The 18,948-nt window shown below is 62.4% G+C and carries 18 protein-coding genes and 1 pseudogene; 7 read left to right on the top strand and 12 right to left on the bottom strand.

Features of this window, described 5'->3' with window-relative positions:
- Window positions 1-3: 3 nt before the first annotated feature.
- The 3 genes from QN345_RS00800 to QN345_RS00790 form a co-directional block, all read right to left on the bottom strand.
- On the bottom strand, window positions 4-882 hold the full coding sequence (locus QN345_RS00800) for a sugar ABC transporter permease (protein ID WP_322188702.1): 879 nt from the start codon (window positions 880-882) through the stop codon (window positions 4-6).
- A 71-nt stretch (window positions 883-953) separates the two neighbouring features.
- Complete coding sequence (locus QN345_RS00795) at window positions 954-2,219, bottom strand: extracellular solute-binding protein (RefSeq protein WP_322188700.1); 1,266 nt, start codon at window positions 2,217-2,219, stop codon at window positions 954-956.
- Between the two features lie 30 nt (window positions 2,220-2,249).
- On the bottom strand, window positions 2,250-3,716 hold the full coding sequence (locus QN345_RS00790; protein WP_323508349.1) for a GH1 family beta-glucosidase: 1,467 nt from the start codon (window positions 3,714-3,716) through the stop codon (window positions 2,250-2,252).
- A gap of 233 nt (window positions 3,717-3,949) precedes the next feature.
- Here QN345_RS00790 and QN345_RS00785 point away from each other — a divergent pair.
- Window positions 3,950-4,159 (top strand): annotated as a pseudogene (locus QN345_RS00785) (LLM class flavin-dependent oxidoreductase); the annotation flags it as partial.
- A gap of 219 nt (window positions 4,160-4,378) precedes the next feature.
- Here QN345_RS00785 and QN345_RS00780 read toward each other — a convergent pair.
- Window positions 4,379-5,080, bottom strand: coding sequence for an IS4 family transposase (locus tag QN345_RS00780; protein ID WP_323508348.1), 702 nt, complete (start codon window positions 5,078-5,080; stop codon window positions 4,379-4,381).
- A gap of 1,397 nt (window positions 5,081-6,477) precedes the next feature.
- Window positions 6,478-7,242, bottom strand: coding sequence for a sigma factor (locus QN345_RS00775; protein ID WP_323508347.1), 765 nt, complete (start codon window positions 7,240-7,242; stop codon window positions 6,478-6,480).
- 496 nt (window positions 7,243-7,738) lie between these two features.
- Here QN345_RS00775 and QN345_RS00770 point away from each other — a divergent pair, with 496 nt between their 5' ends.
- The 5 genes from QN345_RS00770 to QN345_RS00750 all read left to right on the top strand — a co-directional run bounded on the left by QN345_RS00770 (window position 7,739) and on the right by QN345_RS00750 (window position 13,361).
- Window positions 7,739-10,093: a hypothetical protein gene (locus QN345_RS00770; RefSeq protein WP_323508346.1), complete on the top strand. Its 2,355-nt coding sequence runs from the start codon at window positions 7,739-7,741 to the stop codon at window positions 10,091-10,093.
- Between the two features lie 2 nt (window positions 10,094-10,095).
- Entirely contained in the window at window positions 10,096-11,571 is a 1,476-nt protein-coding gene (locus QN345_RS00765; protein ID WP_323508345.1) for a DNA polymerase, read from the top strand.
- Between the two features lie 258 nt (window positions 11,572-11,829).
- On the top strand, window positions 11,830-12,852 hold the full coding sequence (locus QN345_RS00760) for a hypothetical protein (RefSeq protein WP_323508344.1): 1,023 nt from the start codon (window positions 11,830-11,832) through the stop codon (window positions 12,850-12,852).
- Between the two features lie 45 nt (window positions 12,853-12,897).
- Window positions 12,898-13,086 (top strand): hypothetical protein, encoded by a 189-nt coding sequence (locus QN345_RS00755; RefSeq protein WP_323508343.1) that lies wholly within the window; start codon window positions 12,898-12,900, stop codon window positions 13,084-13,086.
- Window positions 13,083-13,361, top strand: coding sequence for a hypothetical protein (locus tag QN345_RS00750; RefSeq protein WP_323508342.1), 279 nt, complete (start codon window positions 13,083-13,085; stop codon window positions 13,359-13,361). Before QN345_RS00755 ends, QN345_RS00750 begins: the two co-directional genes overlap by 4 nt.
- A gap of 500 nt (window positions 13,362-13,861) precedes the next feature.
- Here the strand turns inward: QN345_RS00750 and QN345_RS00745 are convergent, their stop codons facing one another.
- Both QN345_RS00745 and istA read right to left on the bottom strand, forming a co-directional pair.
- Window positions 13,862-14,629: an ATP-binding protein gene (locus QN345_RS00745; protein ID WP_323508341.1), complete on the bottom strand. Its 768-nt coding sequence runs from the start codon at window positions 14,627-14,629 to the stop codon at window positions 13,862-13,864.
- The gene (gene istA, locus QN345_RS00740) at window positions 14,629-16,224 is read right to left on the bottom strand and encodes an IS21 family transposase (RefSeq protein ID WP_323508340.1); all 1,596 of its coding nucleotides are present in this window, start codon (window positions 16,222-16,224) and stop codon (window positions 14,629-14,631) included. The genes QN345_RS00745 and istA overlap by 1 nt, the downstream gene beginning before the upstream one ends.
- Before the next feature lie 206 nt (window positions 16,225-16,430).
- Here istA and QN345_RS00735 point away from each other — a divergent pair, with 206 nt between their 5' ends.
- Complete coding sequence (locus QN345_RS00735; protein ID WP_323508339.1) at window positions 16,431-16,787, top strand: hypothetical protein; 357 nt, start codon at window positions 16,431-16,433, stop codon at window positions 16,785-16,787.
- 41 nt (window positions 16,788-16,828) lie between these two features.
- On the opposite strand, the gene QN345_RS00730 is transcribed toward QN345_RS00735, so the two are convergent.
- Genes QN345_RS00730 through QN345_RS00710 form a run of 5 tightly spaced genes read right to left on the bottom strand, consistent with a single transcriptional unit; the run spans window position 16,829 to window position 18,293 of the window.
- Window positions 16,829-16,960 carry a hypothetical protein gene (locus QN345_RS00730; RefSeq protein ID WP_323508338.1) on the bottom strand — a complete coding sequence of 44 codons (132 nt, stop codon included), beginning with the start codon at window positions 16,958-16,960 and terminating at the stop codon, window positions 16,829-16,831.
- A 5-nt stretch (window positions 16,961-16,965) separates the two neighbouring features.
- The gene (locus QN345_RS00725; protein ID WP_323508337.1) at window positions 16,966-17,256 is read right to left on the bottom strand and encodes a hypothetical protein; all 291 of its coding nucleotides are present in this window, start codon (window positions 17,254-17,256) and stop codon (window positions 16,966-16,968) included.
- A 28-nt stretch (window positions 17,257-17,284) separates the two neighbouring features.
- Window positions 17,285-17,626 carry a hypothetical protein gene (locus tag QN345_RS00720; RefSeq protein WP_323508336.1) on the bottom strand — a complete coding sequence of 114 codons (342 nt, stop codon included), beginning with the start codon at window positions 17,624-17,626 and terminating at the stop codon, window positions 17,285-17,287.
- The gene (locus QN345_RS00715; RefSeq protein ID WP_323508335.1) at window positions 17,626-17,898 is read right to left on the bottom strand and encodes a hypothetical protein; all 273 of its coding nucleotides are present in this window, start codon (window positions 17,896-17,898) and stop codon (window positions 17,626-17,628) included. Before QN345_RS00715 ends, QN345_RS00720 begins: the two co-directional genes overlap by 1 nt.
- 5 nt (window positions 17,899-17,903) lie before the next feature.
- Window positions 17,904-18,293, bottom strand: coding sequence for a hypothetical protein (locus QN345_RS00710; protein ID WP_323508334.1), 390 nt, complete (start codon window positions 18,291-18,293; stop codon window positions 17,904-17,906).
- Between the last annotated feature and the right edge of the window lie 655 nt (window positions 18,294-18,948).

The following is an 18,948-nucleotide window of genomic DNA, read 5'->3' as shown; positions in this document are numbered from 1 at the left end:
AGCTTAGTATTCGACATCGGTTTTCCTTGCACGCAGTTGGGCGAGGGTGATCACTGCGATGATCAGAAACAGGATTACGGAGCCTGCGCTCGCATAGCCGAATTGGCTTCCGCTGAATCCTTTCTGGAAAAGGAACAGGGATATGGAAGTGGTGGCGCCGATCGGGCCGCCCTTGGTCAACACGAATGGTTCGTCGAAGAATTGGAGCCACGCGATGACCGTTGTGATCATGACGAAGAAGATCGCGAACCGCAGCAACGGGATGACAATCGAGACGGTCTTGCGGATTTCCGAGGCACCGTCTAACGACGCCGCTTCCAAATATTCGCGAGGCACGCCCTGGAGGGCAGCTAGGAAGATGATGATGTTCAAACCGGTCCCCCGCCAGATGGCAACGAACGCGACGGAGAACTTCGCCAGAAGCGGATCGCTGAGCCACTGCACCGGCGGTACCCCCACGAGGGACAGCAGGTAGTTGAATAGGCCGAACTGGGTGTTGTAGAGGTACCCCCAAACCAATGCGATGGCGACGATTGCGGTGATGGCGGGTAGGAAGTATAAGGAGCGCAGCGCGCGGTAGAAGCGGCTGTTGCTGCGGTTGAGCAGCAGGGCGACGATCAGCGAGGAGATAATGACAGACGGCACGCCGATCAGGGCGAAGAAGGCAGTATTCCCGAGTGACTGCCAGAAGGCCGGGTCGGCGAAAAGTTGAGTGTAGTTGTTGAGGCCGATGAACTTGATCACCGACCAATCACCCAACCCGGCGAGGTTCATGTCAGTGAAACTGACGAAGCCCGCAATCAGGATGGGCAGCACGCCGAAAGCAAGCAGGAGGAGTGTCGCAGGGGCGATGAGAACGTAGGGCGTAGCGCGAATCTTCATGGTTTGTCCCGATCCTTGTGGGGCCTTGGGGCGGAGCGCAAGCAGGCTCCGCCCCAAGACCCGATGGTGGGTTACTTGACCGACTGGCCCGCGGTGGACGCGTAGAGCGTGTTCAATGTGCTGTCCCGATCGGCGTGGTTGAGAACGATGGAGTTCAGGCTATCGAGCAGAGCCTTCCCGGTGACGCCGTCCCAGTTCGACACCAGCGGCAGCAGCTTGGAGTCGGCCAACTGCTTGGCGTAGACGTTGAACAACGGGTCTGACACCAGTGAGTCATCAGTCAAAGCGGTCTTGACCGTGGGAAGGTCGCCGTCTGCCTTGTACCAGGAGACCTGCGTCGCGGTGTCGGAGAGGTAGTTCAGCAGTTGCAGGGCGCCGTCCTTGTTCGCGGTCTTGGCGAAGACGCCGAGGTTGGACCCGGCGAGCAGCGACGTACCTGCTTTCGCCGATGGCAGCGGAACCGCCGACCATTTGCCGGCCAGCTCGGGGGCTGCGGCGGTGATCGCAGAGGCGAGGTAGGGACCGCTGACGACCATCGGCGTGGCGCCGGACGTGAATCCCTGCACCTGGTCGAAGTCACTGTTGGTGGGTACGCTGCCGTCCGCATACAGGCCTGCGTAAACGTCGACGGCCTTGTGGAACGCGGGCGTGTTGAAATCGATGTTGCCCGTCTTATCCACCACGTCACCGCCCTGGTCCCACGTCATTTCCACCGGCAAAGCGCTATCCCACTGCGGAATGTAGTAGCCGTAATTGCCGGCGCCGCGGGCGGTGAGAGTCTTAGCGTCGCCCCGGAGTTCGTCCCACGTGGTAGGCGGCTTTGAGATGCCGCTGGCTGAGAGAATGTCGGAGCGGTAGAACAGCACTCTGGTGTCACTGACCCACGGGATGCTGACAACTTTGCCAGCGACAGCGGTGGCCTCTCCGGATGCGCCGGCCACGAACTTGTCGGCTGCGAGGTTCGGATAGTTGGCAATCGTTGCCTGGTCCAGGGTGAGCAACCCGCCGGTGTCGGCGAAGGAACGGATCTTTGACACGCCGATCTGCACGACGTCCGGGCCGTTACCTGAGGCGACGGCGGTGGTGAGCTTCTGATCGATGCTGTCCCAGGGGATGGCGACAGCGTCGACCTTGATTCCCGTGCTCTTGGTGAACGGTTCGACGAGGGTTTCGAACTTCTTCGAGCTGTCTCCCATCACCCAGACGGTGAGAGGTTTGTCGGAGGGAACACCGGAGGCGCTGCCGGACGCGCCGCTGGAGCAGGCAGAGAGGGCAAGGACGCTGGCAGCGACGCCGGCGGCGAGGGGAAGGATCCATTTGGTGCGGGATCTCGACATTGAGGTGTTCCTTTCGATGGGGTTGTGATGTTAGGCAGAAATAGAATTTCGGGCGCCGAGTGCCCGGTGGGCAGCGATCAGAGCGGTGTACCATCGAGCGCTGAGTTTGGGGATCCTCGCTTGGGTTCGGTAGTCGACGTAGACCAGTCCGAAGCGTTTGCTGTAGCCCTCGCCCCACTCGAAGTTGTCCAGGAACGACCACACGAAGTAGCCCTTGAGGTTGACGCCTGCGGCGATCGCTTGGCCGGCCGCGTCTATGTAGCCGCGGAGGTAGGCAACTCGATCGGTGTCGATGACGTCCCCGTTCGGATCGACGTAGTCGTGGTAGCTGGCGCCGCTTTCGGTGACATACAGGGGCAGGGAAGTGAACTCGCGGGCAACTCGTAAGAGCACAGCCGTCATTGATTCGGGGATGACCGACCAGCCGAATGACGTCGTCGCCGGTTGTGCCGCCACTTCCCTCACGGAAAAGGGAGCCGACGGGTCATCGTGGGCGATCACGCGCTGGTAGTGATTAATCCCGGCGAAGTCCAGCGGGGCATGAATGATGGCCAGGTCCTCTGGTTCGATGGCATCGCGGAGACCGTATTGGTCGAGGGCGGCATGAACGTTCGCGGAGTATTTGCCGTGGAATATCGGCTCAAGGAAGACGAGATTGCTAACAGCGTCTAACCGCGCGGCGGCTGCCTGGTCCCCGGCTAGGGAGGACGCGGCGACGATATCCGTGACGATATTCGTGACGCCGATGTGGGCTGTGGGGTCGATGGCCCGTATGGCCGCTGTAGCGAGCCCATGTGCGAGGTTGAGGTGATGGGCTGCACGAACTGCAACGTTCATGTCTCGTCGACCGGGCGCGTGCGCCCCGGAACCATACCCGAGAAACGCGGAGCACCACGGTTCATTCAAAGTAATCCACTTCGACGCCGAGTCGCCTAGGGCCGACACGGTTCGAGCAGCAAAGTCGGCGAAGCGGAAAGCCGTCTCTCGCTCACCCCAGCCGCCCAAGTCCTCCAGCTCCTGTGGCAAGTCCCAGTGATACAGCGTGACGTAGGGCTCAATTTCACGCTCCCGCAGTCCCCCCAGCAATGTCCGGTAGAAGGCAACGCCTTCCGGGTTTAGGTCGCCGCTACCGCCTGGCTGGAGGCGAGACCAGGACACGGAGAGGCGATAGTTGGACACGCCAAGTTGATTGAGTAGATCGAGATCCGCGGGCCACCGGTGATAGTGGTCGCAAGCAACATCCCCAGTGTCGTCGTTTTTCGTGTTGCCTGTGGTGTGTGAAAACGTGTCCCAAATGCTCGGTCCTCGCCCACCTTCGTTCGCGGCCCCTTCGATCTGGTAAGCCGCCGTAGCGAGTCCCCACGCGAAATCGGCCGGGAATCGGTCTAAATGGATCATTTCATCATCGAGCGGCCCCGGCCCCGGGCGCGGTCTGAGTGACGGTTCCGTGGGCAGAGCGGGCATTACACGGATGTGAGTGTTCGTCGTTGAACTCATGATGACTCCTTAGGTTTATTCCATTACTTAATATAAGCCATGGCTAATCTATTTACAACGTGGATTTGAATGTTCCGCCCGGGGGTGATGAGCTCCACCCACGGTCGTCCCGCTCCAGGGACCGAGTGCGAGCACGGCGAGATGGCTGCTCTTACTTTCAGGCCCGGTCGGCGAACACCCATGTTGGGCTTCAGGAGGTGCATGCACACGCATATACCATGGAGGGGTCACTCATACAATTCGGTATTTTCGCCGTCAGGGACGTCACGACAGGCCCGACCAGCGGCCGCACGCCCAGCGACCCTGAGCGCACCCGTGACATCCCCACCATCGCCCAGCATGCGGACAGATGTGGCCTCGACGTCTTCGCCACGGGAAAGCACCACAACCCGCCGTTCGTGGCTTCGTCGCCCACGACCATGCTCCGCCGCCTTGCCGGTATGTTGCGCCCCGGGTTTAGCCTCAATGCCGTTCAGTTAAAAGTTTGAATTGTGATTTCTGGTTCATGGCAGGGTTGTGGCCAGTGCGCGTGGTGGAGGCGTTTGGCGGGCCATTTCGAGACCTTGCGTTTGATGACGCGTGGGTTTGATCGGCGTCGCCGTGCGGGGTTCAGCCGTCGGATGAGGGCGAGGATGGCGTGGCGCCAGACCGCTGTGGTGTGGTCAGGTCGCGGAGGGGGAAAAATCGCCCTGGGCCATGGAGCGGCGGGCGATGCGGCGGTCGGCGATGAAGGAGACCCGGTCAGGGTCGCGGTTGGCGTGCTGTGCGGCCTGGATCATCAGGGTGCGGATCGCGTAGTGACAGCAGAGGTGGCCCCAGATTTCCTGCTTGACCAGGTCCGGGGACTTGGACCGCATCACCATGCGCGGGCTACGCTGATGAGTTTTCAACTCGTCGAACACGGACTCGATCTCCCACCTTTTTGAGTACACGGTCGCGAGCTCTTCCGCAGAGGCCTCACCCAGATCAAGGATCGTGCTCAGTAACCGGTAGCCATCGGGATTGTCGCGGCCGTCGTCGATCGTGTAGTCCACGACCCGCACGGTCAACGGTGCTGTCGACTGCCGCCCCGGACCGGAGGTCGGGATGATGGTCGCCAGCCACGAGCCGTCAGCGAGGGTCTCCAGGTGCCTCGGGCGGAGATTCGTTTTGACCCGCCAGGGCAGGTCAGCGCCCGTCGCTGCTGCCTGTTCCCATAGCCGGAAGCCGTAGAAGCCGCGGTCGGCCAGGATGGCGAATGGGCCGCCGCCAACCACAAGGGAGGACGGTGTTCGTGGTTTCAATGTTGATCGCTGCGGCCGCTCCGAAGCCTTAGTGCAGGCCCTGATTTGCAAAGAGAAAACGGCCGGCTTCCCGATTGGCACTCGAGCAGCCGGCCGTTCCGGGCTGGCAGCAACAGAGGGAGGGTTGTGAACTGCCGGCCTTTAACCGACGGCGCGAGGAGTTCGTTGCGCTGTCGGCTGGTCTGGGTTTAGTGGCGCATGCGCGGCCTTGTCTTGCAGCGACAGACGTCAACTGCCGGTGGCGCCGGGTGCGTCGCCGAGTGCGAAACTCTTGGCGGTACTGGGGCGAGATTGCGCGTCATCGAAGGTCAGAATTCTTGACGTGGACGGCGCGTTGTCGACACATCCGCGCATTCACGTCGCTCTCCCAGCAAACGCAGCGTCTCTTCGATGCGATCGAATCGTGGTCAGCCCGGCCTCGAAACTGTTCTCCCGCAAAGCGTCGCGAATGGCAACTGCCGAGATGCGTGGATCAGCCATGCAAGCGCGAAGCCGGGCGGCGCTCCGAGAGTCGATTGAGTTGATATATGCATTGATTTTGCCGACGGTGCCGACCTGTGGTCGGGCGGATCGGACGAGCTGTTCGTACACTGTGTTTGTCCCTCCAGAGACTCGTGCCGGGTCGCGTCCAGATGTGGACTACGGCAAAACCGTGCGCTCCTCTATAGATGCGCGGGCATCTTCAAATATTGCACGGCGGGCAAGAATTAGCCGATGATTCTCGTCTGGATTTGGCTATCTTGGTTCGGGCGCCCGGACCGTTGAGTATCGCCCAGGACCGTGAGGCTGGCACTACCTGTATTTCTTTCCCCTATAGTCACAAGCGTCGACGGCATTAGAAAGATCCGTGTCAGACCAGTGCGGAGTTTTTGCTTGGCGCATCGAGTTATCGGCATGCGGAGGTGGAATCCGAGGCAACTGATCGGAGGGAAGAGAAAGGGTTTTTCCTCGGGCGGCCGTCGGCGTTCGTGCTCCGAAAACAGTCCCTGCGGCCATCACGGACGCGCCGCGGCATCCCGCTCTCGGAGCCTCGCTCGAAGGCAACCAGCAGGACAGCTTGCCTGGACCGCTGATCCAACGGCGTCCTGATCCGGACGACTCCTCTCACGCAATTCGCTTAATGGATCGCAAGAGTGGGCGTCCAGTTGACGCGGTAGACGAGCTCGTCCGGGGCGACGACTGCACATTGCTTGCATCCAATCTCTGGGCGCCGCCGTGATGCACGACGTATTCGTGCGCAGTTGCCGGAGGGGGAGTGACGATCACGTTCCGGCTGCCACTGCCCGAGAACACGGGGCTCGGTGCAGTCGGATGAGATCGGGATCCGCTGCCTTGGCGGACAGGGGACGGGGCTGCCAGCGCCGGGATCGGCTTGCTGAGGGAACTGAATTCCGGGTGAGGCGACGCGGATCGGGGAGCGTGGCCGATCCAGGGTCAGTGAGCACCTTGGGTGAAGGATCGATGGGCGCCGGCTGGCCCTAGTTCTCGAGGAGGAATTTCAGGTGTGGGGCGGCGGCTGCAAGAGTCGCGCTGGCCCGTGCCAGGCGACGCGAGGCGCTGCCTGGCGTGATGCCGCGTTCGCGTGCAAGTCCGCTAAGGAGGACGGGTTGGCGTCCGTCCAGCCCAAAGGCATCGACCAGGAGGGCTCGGTGCTCCTTGCTGAGGAGATCAAGTGCGGCGTAGATCTGCTCCTTCATATCTGCTTCCTCCATCAGCTCCTCTGGCCCTGCTCGACCGTCCGGCACAACGTCTGACAGCATCAGTGATTCGACCCCGCCGCCGATCGGCCGGTCCAAGGATGACGGCCGCGGGATTGAGAGGCCGCGGCGGATGAGTGCGCGCCGTTCATTTCGATTGGCCAGATCTCCGGGCATTCCTGCTCGGGCCACTGCCTCTCCCTGGGTCGAACGGGAATGCTGAAGGTATTTGTAGAGCGGAACTCCCCGTGAGGGTTCGAATCGGTCCAAGGCTTCGAGGCAACGGAGGGTGGCCTCTGCTGCACGATCCTCTGAGGCCTGAGCGGTGGGGGATGTGCGGGTCGCCTGGCGCGTGATCCAAGCGAGGTATGCGGTGATGAGGCTATTGCGGGCACTGAGCGAGTTGATGCGGTCGGCGTCCGTGGCCTCAGTCGAATGGCCGGCCCCGATCTGGGCAATTAGGTGGGCGTGAACGGCGCGGTCGAGTTGGACTCCGGGGGGCATGGCGGCCCTCGTTCGGTCTTCGTGCCTGGTTGATTTGAGCATTGCAGTCCTCCGTGCAACGGTCCCTGCGAGTGGGGATCTCTACTTGGACTGCGCGTTCGGGGACCCAAGATCCCGGCTTAGAACGCCTACTTCAGGCTTATTTCACCTGGCCATACTCCCCAAGCCCAATGAATCCCTGGGACCGAGGGTCTATTTCACTATTGCGCCTCTTCCAACGGGTTCGGGTGGGGGTTGTCTTTCCGGACAGACACCGATTTTGAGTGACTGTCTGTGTCGATGGCGGTGGCACCCCTTCCTTTGTGAATTAGCGAAACAGTGAAATAGCTCTCTGTAGAGAGAGAAAGAAAGAGAGAAGAACAGCGTAAAAACGCCGAAGTTCGGCCGTCTTCTGGCGCTGCCACTACTTCATTTTTATTTCGAATTTGGCCCTAATTTCAGATCCGCTCCTCTCGGCACAAGAATCTTGGGCCTGCCCTCGCGCAGTCCATGTACAGGCCTCCACTCGTTGAGGCCCAATAAATCCCTGGAGGGAAACATGGATAACACCAGTGCAGAGTCGGCAACTACCCCGACCATCCGCATCACCCCCGAGCACGAGAGACTTCTCGGGCAGGTCAAGCATGTCCTGATCACGGCAACGGACGAGGACTGGGAGGCGGTGATCGCCGCCGCGGCCCCCGGCGTCATCGTGGCTGGCCTGCAGTCGACCACCGGGTGGGTATCGAAGGAAACGGGCGTTCCTGACCCTGGTCTCAACCGGCTCATCAGCGCAGAGGGCACTACGAACGTGACGCTGGCTCTTGGACACATCGAGAAGAAGCGCTCGCTGTACGACGAAGCCGAGAATCTGGCGGCACACCTGACGTGCCTGGGTGCCGCGTCGGTGAACTTCCTCAAGCTCGGAGCCTTCAGCGTCGAACTGTCACTGCGGTCTCAGACGGCCGAGAGCCGGGGCAAGTATCTGGCCGCACTCATCGCGCGGGCGGCCCCGACTCTGGGGCGAGCGCCGAAGGCCGAACCCGTTGCTGCGCCCGTCCGCTCAAGCATTGCCCCGGTCACCGACTTTGAAGCTGGGATTACCTTCACGGGCGCGGATCTCACCATGCAGGTGATCATGGAGGCGGCTGTGCGCCGCCTCACCACACACAAGGTGGTGGATGACCTCCGTGACCCTCAGGGCCTCTCCGGCGAGTTCACCCACGACCTGGAAATCTCGGTCATGACGAGCAACGGGATCAGCCCGTACAAGGTCCCCGGCGTTCGCGACGAAGACCTCCAGTATCCGCGCCGGTACCTCAACCGGGTTCCCCAGGGCACGTCAATTGTGGTTGCAACGGACGTGTGGGTCGGAAAGGCTATCGATGCCGCGATCCGTGCCCACCATGCCGACGAGGTCGTTGAGAGCCCTGTGTTCAAGAGGACGGGCTGGAAGCAGATCGACGGGCAGTGGGGATTCCTCTCACCGACGGGTTTCATGACGGCGAACGGCCTCACGGCTCGCGCGCACTCTCAACTCTCGGATGCGTACAACGATATCGGGCTTCTCGACTTGAGCGCGGTGACGGACAACGAGCGCACTGCTTCTCTGAACACTCTGGCGATGAGCCGTGAACTCACGAACCCGAACTTCTGGGCCGGCATGTGGGGCCCGGCGATCTGGTGCGCAGCAGGCATGGGCGTGGGCGCCGTCGCCTTCATGGCAGGCCCGAAGGGGTGCGGCAAGAGCACCGTGATGAGCGGGTTCACAGCGCACCTCTCCAGTGCCTTTGCTCCCGCCGGGCGTTCCATGGCCACAGTCGATGGCAGCGTCCCCAACATCGGACGCCTCGGCAGCGGCCTGGACGGTCTCTTCCTCGCGGTGGACGACAGTCGAAAGCGCACCAGCCGCAACGGCAACGAAGACCAGGAGAAAGCCCTGGAGCGCCTCATCCGTTGTGGCTACGCCGGCGGCCACGCCCGCCACACGGTCTCCGCGAAGAACTCACGCACCGGCGAATGGGAACAAGGCGTTCCTGATCTCAGCTCCCCGGCCATCCTCCTGGTCGGCGAACAGATCCCCGACGCGGAGGAACTCGACTCATCCCGCGAACGGCTGTACCCGATCATCATGGACCGCGGCGTGAACATCTTCGCCAGCGGCAACAGTAAGGAGTTCGAGGCTCTCGCAAACAACGGGCTGCCCGCGCTCGCGTTCTCCTTCTTCATCCGCTGGGTCGCCCTGCAGATCGCGAAGATCGGCATGGACGCGTGGCGCAAGACGTGGGAAGAGAAGCACGCAAAGGCGGTCGGATTCCTCTCGAACATTCCGGTGTCGCGCCGCGTCCATGAGGTCGCAGCGCTCGTCGAGTGCGGAAACCTGATCTGGCTCGAGTATCTCCTGGAGATTGAGGCGATCACGGATGCTGAGCGTGAAGACCTCTTCCGGGACATTCACGCGGCGGTTCGAGCAACTGCCCTTTTCCACGGGACGAACAACCTTCAGTCCAATGAAGCGCCCGCCTGGGAACCACTGCTCGACGCTCTCCGAGCTTCGGTGGCTGGCGGTCAGACGTATGTTCAGGACGCTGGTGGCCCGCAGTCGCTGGAGGACCTCGGTTTCGTCGCCGTGACGTTGGAGGACCACAAGAAGATGCTGGGCGTCCGACGTTCCGGACGCGGCGGAAACGTGGACTTCCTCGCCTTCCAGCCCCGGGATGCCGCGGCCATCCTCCGCATGGATCCGAAGTACCGCTCCATCACTGAAGCGGCACTGTTCCAGGCTTTCGCTCCCATTGCGATCACCGATGCAGGCCACAAACACAAGCTCGTGAGGATCAACGGCCTCGGCGTGAAATGCATCGCCGTCGCGTGGACCCTGTTCTCCACCACCGGCGCCAGAACGGGGGAGTAGCGGTGACGATCGCCGAGTGGCTCGCCGCGAACACCGGACCTCTGGCCGTCCGGATCAGCACCGGACGGCCAGCAGTTCGCCTGTACTCGGCGGCTGGTGAAACGTTCACTGCCGCCGGTGTCGAGGAGGGACTATCGATGTTCGCGGCTCTCGGCGATCGCCCGGTCTACTCCGAGGATGCCGCCCAAATGGACAGTGATCACCGGGCGTTCCTTGTGGCTCTCGGCAATCCGAGGATCCGCAACGGGCGGGTCCTGGACCAGGCTCTGGCACCGCTGAAGGACAAGATGATGCCAACGGCTGGCGCCCCTCTCGCCGTCCTCATGCAGGCGCACAGCGCCGCTCCGGAAGCTGCCAAGCGAATCGCACGGCAAGTCGAAAGCGAAGATGAACTGTGGCGCGAAGTTGCCCGGCGCGGCTACATGATCGATCGATTCGCCGTGCAGGAACAACGCCAGATCCGCCACCGCGAACTAGACATTATGAAGCGCGAACTGGGTGTCGACGTCCGCGTCTCGGATTGGAAGAAGTCGAAATTCCTCGACCGGATCGGAGTCGGCTATACCCGGACCGGTGAGTACGGCTGGGCGCTGCCCGGGAAGTGCGACATTACGAACATGCCCGTGGCCAGTGCGGACGCGTGGGCCCGATACACCAAGGCTCACTCGACTCTGAAACGCACACAGATCCTCGATGGCCTCGTGGAGAAGATCACGCCGGCAGGTCGGGTCCACCCGGTGTGGCGGACGAACTTCGCAGCCACGGGGCGCATGAGCGGACGGGCGCCGGGGCTCATGAGCGTGATGAAAGAGCTGCGGTTCCTTTTCCTGGCCGAGCCCGGCCACGACGTCGTCTCGGTCGATCACAGCAATCAAGAGGGGCGGGTACTGGCCCGCCTCATCGGTTCGGAGACCTTCACCCGAAGCGTCCTCGACGGGGACCCGTACGCCGATCTGGCGGCATTCACCGGCCAGGACCGGAAGACCGAAAAAGTTCGGTTCATCGCTTTCCTGTATGGGCAGAAAGAATCGACGCTCGCCAAGACGGCCGGCGCCGCACAGGCCAACGCAACACACGCCGGCATGAGACGGCTCTTCCCCGATGTCGTCGAGTTCTGTGCGGAGCAGACCGAGCGCAGTCGCCGCGGTGAGGTATTGACCACCCTCTGGGGTCGGCCGCTCCCTGTGCTCGACGGGCGGACGTATGAGACCCGGCATGCGATCGCGACGAATCTGCAGGTCCAAAGTTCGGCTCGGGATGCCTACGGAGCGGCAGTGCGCGCGACAGTCGTATCGATGGGCGCGGAGAGTCTGTTCATCCCGCTTCATGACGAGCTATTCATTCTGGCGCCGACTGGACGCGCGGCTGAGTATGCCGAGATGCTGCTCGCCGCGATGACGGTCGACCTAGGCCAGGGAGTGATTCTCACCAGCAAGGCAAAGGTCTCCTTCGGCCGCTGGGCCCAGCCCAACCACTGATCCCCGTGCAGGCAGATCGCCGCTCCATCGCTCGCCTCACCCAGTGACGTTGGTAACAGTTCCATAACGCCTTCCTGAGTGCCCCTCTGGTCGCCACATGCCCCAAGAGGGAGGGCAGAACAAAGGTGATGCCCCATATCCCAAGGGGCACCAGTGGACCGGGCACGAGAAGCAACCGTACGACCAGTAGTCATAACTGCACAGGCGCGAAAGGCAACCGCTCCTGCACGCCGCGCTGGCATTAACGCCGCGCACCTTATGGCGCTGGATTTGCACCTCGCCCAGGAGCTGGCCGCTCTCCGTGCGGACCTCCTCAACGCCAGTAACCGCGAGAAGACCCGAATATGGCGAGCACCTCGCGCGGTCGCGCTCCTCGCAGCCGGCGTGACTGAGTTCAAGGGGTTCGCTCGCAAGTACGACCTCGCGACGGCAGCCGAGATGGTCCCGGGCACGTTCTCAACGGACCTGGCGTCATATCTGTGGGAGGTCTGGAGCAGCCCGAAGATGGCCGACGTCCTCACCCCCTGGGCCTACACGAATAAAATCCTGGCGACACGGCTCGGTCACGCGAACAAGCTGGACCGGCTCCGCGAGAGCCACGATTCCGACCGGCGCAACGGCTTCACGGGAAAAGTGAACGACGATGGCACCTGCAACCCCCTCACAGTCGTGTTCGCGGACGACGGTTCAAAGACCATGGGGCTGCAGGAAGACTCCGTATCCATTGAAGCTGAGCGGCGGGCCGCGGGCGCTGACGCGACTGCATTCTGCTCCGCTGCTCTCAACGGGGTGGTCGAGCTGCTGTGTCTGACTGGCATCGATTTCCACACAGCAGGGGCTCTCGTCGAGGCGATCCTTGAGCGAGGGTCGGAGACAACCTCGGCGAGAAGCGCCTACGACGCCGTGACGCGCTGTGCCGTTGCGCGGACAGTCATGCACGGCGGTGTCGAAGTCCGTGTGGCTGGCATCCCGGAACAGCTCAACATCCCAACCGCAATTTTCAAGCAGACCGCCAGCCTCATCCTCGGCAACTCCGCCGGCGACGCAGGCGTGCTTCTGGTCGAACGCGGCGCCGCAGGAACCGCCGACCCGCTCGCAGTGAAGAACATCATGAACTCAACCTTGAACATCCTGGCTGCTGCTCCTCTGCCGAGCGCCGCAGTCAAGGCGCGGACAAAGGAACTCATCAAGCACAAGAAGTCCATCGCGAAAGCCAAAAAGATCGCAATCCAGGCGCTGGAAGCCCTGAATCTTGGGTCCGGGCACGCGCAGTCCATTTAGAACACGAAACCTTCCGCCCCACCACCTCGAAATGGACACTTACAAATGCCTGTACTGACCGCCACCGCGCCCCGCGTCGCCGTCCTGAAAGCCGAACTCATCGAACTGCAGGTCACAAGGAAGGCAATCGACGACGCGATATACGTGACCATCGTCACAATCGCCAAGCTCGGGTTCGCCGAGTCACGGACCGCACGCCTAGATACTCTCAACCGGATGGTGGCGGCATCGTGAGCAAAGCAGAAGAGGTCCTGAACGAGCACCTCTGCCCAGACTGCGAGGAGACATATGTCGCCAGCTCCTGGGATGACGAGGACAGCGTGTACTGCTGCGACGGTACACCTTATGACCTGGAAGCGGACCTGTACTCCGCTGAATACGCGACCGGTGAAATCGGCAATGAAGGATACTTGGAATCAGTGCACAGGGCGATCGCTGAGGTAGAGCGTAAGCGTGAGCTGTGTGCCGCTGTTTCCAAGCGTGGGCAAGACCAGACGGGGGCGGCATGAACGCCGATCCCTGCAACACTGCGCTTGCTGACCAGCGGATGAAGCCAGACCCGGTTCCGAGGTCTGGGAGCTCGCAATCGAGGAGGCTGCCGAAACGGCGTCGCTCCGGTCAGACTTCAGAGAACGATCCGTGACCGGTTGGACCGCTTACACGAAAAGTTAGAAACGGGCCAAGCTCGGCCAGCGCCGGGTGGAGATGGCATCGGCCCGGCCGGAACGCGGCGTCGATGAAAACGGCCAGACTTCTATCCAGCAGCCCGGAGTATAAGGAACGGCGGCTCCTCCATCGGACCGACGTCACGAGCCTTCCTCCTTCATACCCCGAACGTTTCGTACCCTCACTTCAGGGCGAACCGGAACTTCTTGCGCAAGCATGCATTTCCACGTGGCGAATAGTCGTAGTTGGAACCTCTAGTCCACTCAGGTGGTACTGGTTTTCTGGCGAGGTGGTACTGGCAGCGGGTCGTTGAGCGCCGCTGCCAGCACCGCCCCGGTGAGTCCTATTCCCAGTGTTCCTTGTTGGCGCGGGCGGTGTCGTCGCGTAGCTTGCGCATGTCGACGCGGCCCAGGTTGATGGTGCGGGAATGGTTCGCGAGCCGGTTCACGATCGAGTCCGCCGCCACTCGATCCGGGAGGGCCTCGACCCAGTAGGCCGGCCCGGACTGGGAGGCGATCACGGTCGGTAGGCGGTGCTCCCTGTTCGCCAGCACCGCGAACAGGTCGCTGGCGGCGTCGCTGTCGATGCCGACGGTGAGGAAGTCGTCGATGATGAGCAGGTCGACGTCGGAGAGCTCGTTGAGCAGTCGCTGGTGGGCGATGCCATCGCCTCGGCTGATGATCAGGCGCCGGGCGAGGTCGTCCATCCGTGCGTAGGTGACGGTGTGCTCGTTCAGGCAGGCGGCGATCCCGATCGCGCAGGCGAGATAGCTCTTGCCGCCGCCGCTGGGCGAGATGATGAGCAGGTTCGTCGGATCGGCCCGCCAGGAATGAGCCGCGTATCGGCGCATCCGGACCGGGGTGATGCCACGGCCTTCGCGGTAGTCGAGCTCAGCGACCGACGCGTTCGGGATCGGGAACTTCGCCTGCCGGATGAGTTTCTCGATCCGGCTGTGTCGTCGCTGCTCGAGCGCGTAGTCGATCGCGGTCAGAAACAGCTGTTCCGGGGTGAGGGTGTCGTTGGTCTCGTCCCGGATGAGTTCCTCGAACCGGGTCGCGACGTGGGTGACCCTCAGGGCCCGGAATTTGTCGTAGTCGATGCTGGTGAACATCAGAGTTCTTCCGTTCCGCGGGCGTAGTGGGAGGCGTCGCGGACATAGACGTCCAGAAGGGTGTCGCGGAACGCGACGGTGCTGGCCGGTTTCCGTGTCGAGGCCGCGGGGATGAGCGGGCCGGGCCGTTTGCGGTCGCTGTCGATCGCGGCCATCATCCGCTTCAGCGTCGAATACGTGGCGTGGCCGCGCTGGTTGATCAGCTCCTGGCAGGTCGCTTCCAGCCGCCCCCGGTTCCTTTTGCCGAGGCCCTCGAGGATGTTCTGGCAGTCCAGATACCCCTGCGCCTCGATCTTCTGCCGGTCGAGGACCTGCTCGATGACCGTCACTGTCGCCGGGCCGAAGGAGCGGGCGCGGTCCACGAACCAGCGCCGGGACCACAGCCCCTCGATGTCGCGGTGCTGGGTCGGGACATGCTCGGGGAGGGTGGAGTACTGGCCCTTCCGGCCGAGCTTGCGGGCGTGTTCGGAGACGATGTCCTGACCGTCGAACACTGTCACCCGTGATGACGTCAGCCTCACCCGCAGCAGCCGGCCCGCCATCTTGAACGGGACGGAGTAGTGCTGCCCGTCGCAGCTGAGGTGGTAGTTGCGGCCGGCCTTGAGTTCTTTCCACTCCACTTCCTCGAACCGGTCGCCCGGCAGTGGGCCCAGCTGGGCGGCTTCCTCGGCCTGAAATACCTCCCACCGGGTGGTGTCGTTCGCCCGGCGGATGTCATGGTTGATCTCCTTCACCCGCACTGCGATCTCGGCGTTCAACTCGCCGAGGGTGGTGAAGACATCCTCGGCGAGGTAGCCGATGACGCGTTTGTTCACGACGTTCACCGCCGATTCCACGGCCGCCTTGTCACGCGGGCGGCGAACTCGGGCGGGAACGACCGCGGTGCCGTAGTGGTCGGCGAGCTGCTGGTAGCGGGCGTTGACGATCCGTTCCGTGTCTCCCTGGGTGCGCCGGTGGGTCGCGGTGGTGGGATTGTCCGGGACGAGGATCTGCGGGACGCCGCCGAAGAAAGAGAACGCCCTCACGTGGGCGTCAAGCCAGGCCTCGGACTTCATGTTCGTCGTCGCGTGGCAGAACAGCGCCCCGGAAAACGGCAGCACCGCCAGGAACAGATAGGCGCGGGTGGTCTCACCGGTGACCGCGTCCGCCAGGTCGATGGTGTCGCCGGCCCAGTCGATGAGCATCGCCCGGCCGGGCTCGTGCTGCAGCGTCGCGACCAGGTCATTGGTCCGCAGGTGCTCACCGAACAGGTGGCAGTACTGCGCATACCCATACTTCTTGCTCTGCCCGCTGACACCGACATACTTGCGCCAGCTCTGCTGCAGGGTGAAGTGCCGGTTGGCTTTCATCGACCGCAGCACGGCGGGAAAGTCCGGGGCCTCGTACTCGTCGGAGACCCGTTTACGCCCGTCGGGGAACAGAGCCTGGATGTCGGTGTCGGTCATCGATTCCGCCGACTCCGCCGTGATGCTGCGTGCGGTGATGGTCTTCTTCACCGCCGAGATGTCGCGCCGGGAGCACCCGACGATCTCGACGATCTCGTTGTAGCTGCGCCCCTGGAGCACGAGCTCCATGATCTTCCGGTAGTTGGCCATACTGCCTCCGTCTCATCGAAGCAGCGACACCGTTGTGCCCCCGCTTCGACTAGAGAATCGGAAAAGGTCAGGCCGTACCAACTACCCAGAACGAGGGGTACCAACTACGTGGACTGAAGGTACCAACAAGGGCTACTCGCCATCCACGTGACGAACCCGCAATCAGACTGGCTACACACAACTGCAAGGCCAAAGGAAGTAAAGATATGTCAAAGGTAATCAGCGAGACAGTGCACGCAGCAATCCTCAGCGAGATCGAAGATTCAGGGTCAGCCGATCTCATCTGCGCCTTCGCGAACCTCGAAGAGAGTGACGCCGAGGGTCGGGAAGGTCTCACTACTCCAAGCTCGACGTTCGACCTCTACGTCGACGGGTTCGGGCAGGACCCCATCAACCTTTCTACGCTGCTGAAAGGTGCTTCGAACGCCGACGCAGATACATTCTTAGACGCTGTTGAAACGGCAGTCTCCGACTGGTGCCAAGATGCTGGACTGAGCGCCGGAATCGGCTCAGATGTCGACGATGCCGGCCGCATTCACTTCAGCGTTACTACCGCCGCGTAGCACCACCAAGCCCGACCAGGCGGGGTCTTGGTCGGGCTTCTTCATGCCTCCGTACTCAACCCAAGCTCTTCCGTTCCCAGCCACACTTCGTCCCCGCGCAACTCAACGCCGGCCGTCCACGCTTCATCGCCCACCGGCAGTTTGGCCTGCTCGCTGTCCTTCGAGGGTTCCATATCGGTCAGGCTACCCGCGGACTGAGTTTTGTGATGGTGACAATGACACCAAGCTCCGCATCACCGATGGTGCCGGCGCCGTGGAGGATGCCGGGCTCGCCGATCGTGAGGTTGAGGTCGTTGATGGGGCCGCCGGGCCGCTCGTCTTCCGGGTAGCTGTCGTCGTCATCGGCGACCTCGTGCAGTAACCAGGCGATAACCGTGTGGCCGTCGGCGCCGATCTCTATGATGCCGACGGTGCCGTCGCCGGTAGCCGTGTAGATGCCGGGCGAGTCTGCGCTTGTGAGCTGGTTCATGCCTGCTTCATGCGCGGGGCTGGCTCGGTCAGGAGGTCCGCCATTCAGGGCGTATTTCTGGAAGCGGCTCGGCGTCGATCCAGAGGATGGGAGCGGCGGTCGTCCCGACTTCTCCGGTCACGTCGTCTGGGTCACGGAAGGACCACCAGCCACAGGCGCCTTTGGCAAGCTCAAAGAGGTCGACGGCGTACATTCGACCGTCGGCGGTCAGGTGCGGTCCAGAGCTGCCTCTGGCAACGCCGCGGCCTATCTTGATAGAGCCGTTCTTATAGATTCGGACGACGACGATCTCTGCATCCGTGATTGCTGTGTAGCTCCACCCGCGGAGGGACCCAAGGTTTATTAGGCGAGGCCCGAGGCCGTTGTCCATCACGGTAGGGGCTCGAAGGGCGGACCGGGCAGCTGCTCGACCGAAAGCACGATGCCTCCGGTGAAGTGGACGGCACGGTCAACGTCGATGAAGTCGATCAATGCAGGAGTACCCGACTCCAGCCGGACCCCAGCGCATGGTGCGTACGGAATGCCCTCGGCCGGCGAGGCCATAGCCCGGCCGGTGACAATGTGCCTGGCGTGGAGGATCACCTCGCGGGTGGTGGTGATACGGAAGAGCGAGAGTTGAGTCAAGTCGTGTGTGGTGGGCATGACTCTTACATGCGCGGGACATTGTCAGAATCGATCTCCACGATCTCCACGATCTCCACGATCTCCACGATCTGCACGATCTGCACGACGTCAACAACCAGGCCGCCAGTCCAACCGCCGCCGTCAGCCCACTGGACGACGGCCGACTCCCCAATCTCGAAGTTACAGCCGACGGCCGCCCTCTGCGGAGCGCCCTCGCCGATCGCTACCTCGGAGTGAGCGGAAGTCCGGCTTCGAAGGAACGTGACGGTTTCGTCCGCGCTGGTCGTGATGCGGAAGATGTTAAACGTTCGCGGGTTGGGTGTGGTGGGGTGGTTCGGGAAATCCGTTTGGGCAAGCTGTGCGGGGGAGTTTCGCTTCTCGCCGCGGGACCGTTCCAGCGAAGAACTGAACATTTTCCACGGTATGGATTTGCTCGGTGGGGCGGACGCCGTTCCCTTCGGTCCGGAGACCGGCGCGGCCCTCTATTTCCGTGGGGTTCGTGGCATCTTAACCAGAAGGATGAGCATATAGATCCAGGCCCCGAAGACGATGGCCGCTTCTAGGATGTAGAAAAGTGGTTTTGGCTGATCGAGTCCGAGGAGCAGAATCTCCAGGGCGACGAAGGGCCCGACGATGACGCCGATCCAGTTCCGGACTCGGCGGCCCCTCGGTGCAGGTGTGGGCCTCATGAGATTCGACCGTCGGCCGAGGACACAAGAGCGAATACGACGCGGCTGGCGTCGCGAGTGCTGTCTGGGCAGGGCATGCCGCCAGAGTAGCGGTGAATGCGTTCGTCGCAGTGCCAAACAACCACAGTCCGTCGGGGATACGCTCCCACGGCGGTATGGAGACTGTCGAGTAGCGAGGCCAGTTCGAAAAAACGCACTTGAGCGTCTAACAAAAAGCTGGCGAGCTTGCCCACACACCCCCTGGTCTGGGGCGAGAAACGCGACTCTGCAAGCAATATGGTTTGCTCAAGCGTGCTCAGCATTTTGGTGTGTATGGATTCGCTTCGGGACCAGTCGTCATTAGCGAAACGGGGGTTTTGGTGAGCACAGTCAACATCCT

This window comes from Cryobacterium sp. 10I1 (genome assembly GCF_035019805.1).
GTDB lineage: Bacteria > Actinomycetota > Actinomycetes > Actinomycetales > Microbacteriaceae > Cryobacterium > Cryobacterium glucosi.
Note: the sequence above shows the minus strand (reverse complement) of the source record. Positions and strands in the feature narration are given on the sequence as shown.

Bases quoted from the DNA above. Each gene is read 5' to 3' on its own strand.
- QN345_RS00735 (WP_323508339.1), top strand. From the start codon at position 16,431: ATGTCAAAGGTAATCAGCGAGACAGTGCACGCAGCAATCCTCAGCGAG.
- QN345_RS00775 (WP_323508347.1), bottom strand. From the start codon at position 7,242: ATGCTCAAATCAACCAGGCACGAAGACCGAACGAGGGCCGCCATGCCC.
- QN345_RS00755 (WP_323508343.1), top strand. From the start codon at position 12,898: ATGCCTGTACTGACCGCCACCGCGCCCCGCGTCGCCGTCCTGAAAGCC.
- QN345_RS00795 (WP_322188700.1), bottom strand. From the start codon at position 2,219: ATGTCGAGATCCCGCACCAAATGGATCCTTCCCCTCGCCGCCGGCGTC.
- QN345_RS00745 (WP_323508341.1), bottom strand. From the start codon at position 14,629: ATGTTCACCAGCATCGACTACGACAAATTCCGGGCCCTGAGGGTCACC.
- QN345_RS00710 (WP_323508334.1), bottom strand. From the start codon at position 18,293: ATGTTCAGTTCTTCGCTGGAACGGTCCCGCGGCGAGAAGCGAAACTCC.
- QN345_RS00725 (WP_323508337.1), bottom strand. From the start codon at position 17,256: ATGAACCAGCTCACAAGCGCAGACTCGCCCGGCATCTACACGGCTACC.
- QN345_RS00770 (WP_323508346.1), top strand. From the start codon at position 7,739: ATGGATAACACCAGTGCAGAGTCGGCAACTACCCCGACCATCCGCATC.
- QN345_RS00800 (WP_322188702.1), bottom strand. From the start codon at position 882: ATGAAGATTCGCGCTACGCCCTACGTTCTCATCGCCCCTGCGACACTC.
- QN345_RS00715 (WP_323508335.1), bottom strand. From the start codon at position 17,898: ATGCCCACCACACACGACTTGACTCAACTCTCGCTCTTCCGTATCACC.
- QN345_RS00760 (WP_323508344.1), top strand. From the start codon at position 11,830: ATGGCGCTGGATTTGCACCTCGCCCAGGAGCTGGCCGCTCTCCGTGCG.
- QN345_RS00720 (WP_323508336.1), bottom strand. From the start codon at position 17,626: ATGGACAACGGCCTCGGGCCTCGCCTAATAAACCTTGGGTCCCTCCGC.
- QN345_RS00730 (WP_323508338.1), bottom strand. From the start codon at position 16,960: ATGGAACCCTCGAAGGACAGCGAGCAGGCCAAACTGCCGGTGGGCGAT.
- QN345_RS00790 (WP_323508349.1), bottom strand. From the start codon at position 3,716: ATGAGTTCAACGACGAACACTCACATCCGTGTAATGCCCGCTCTGCCC.
- istA (WP_323508340.1), bottom strand. From the start codon at position 16,224: ATGGCCAACTACCGGAAGATCATGGAGCTCGTGCTCCAGGGGCGCAGC.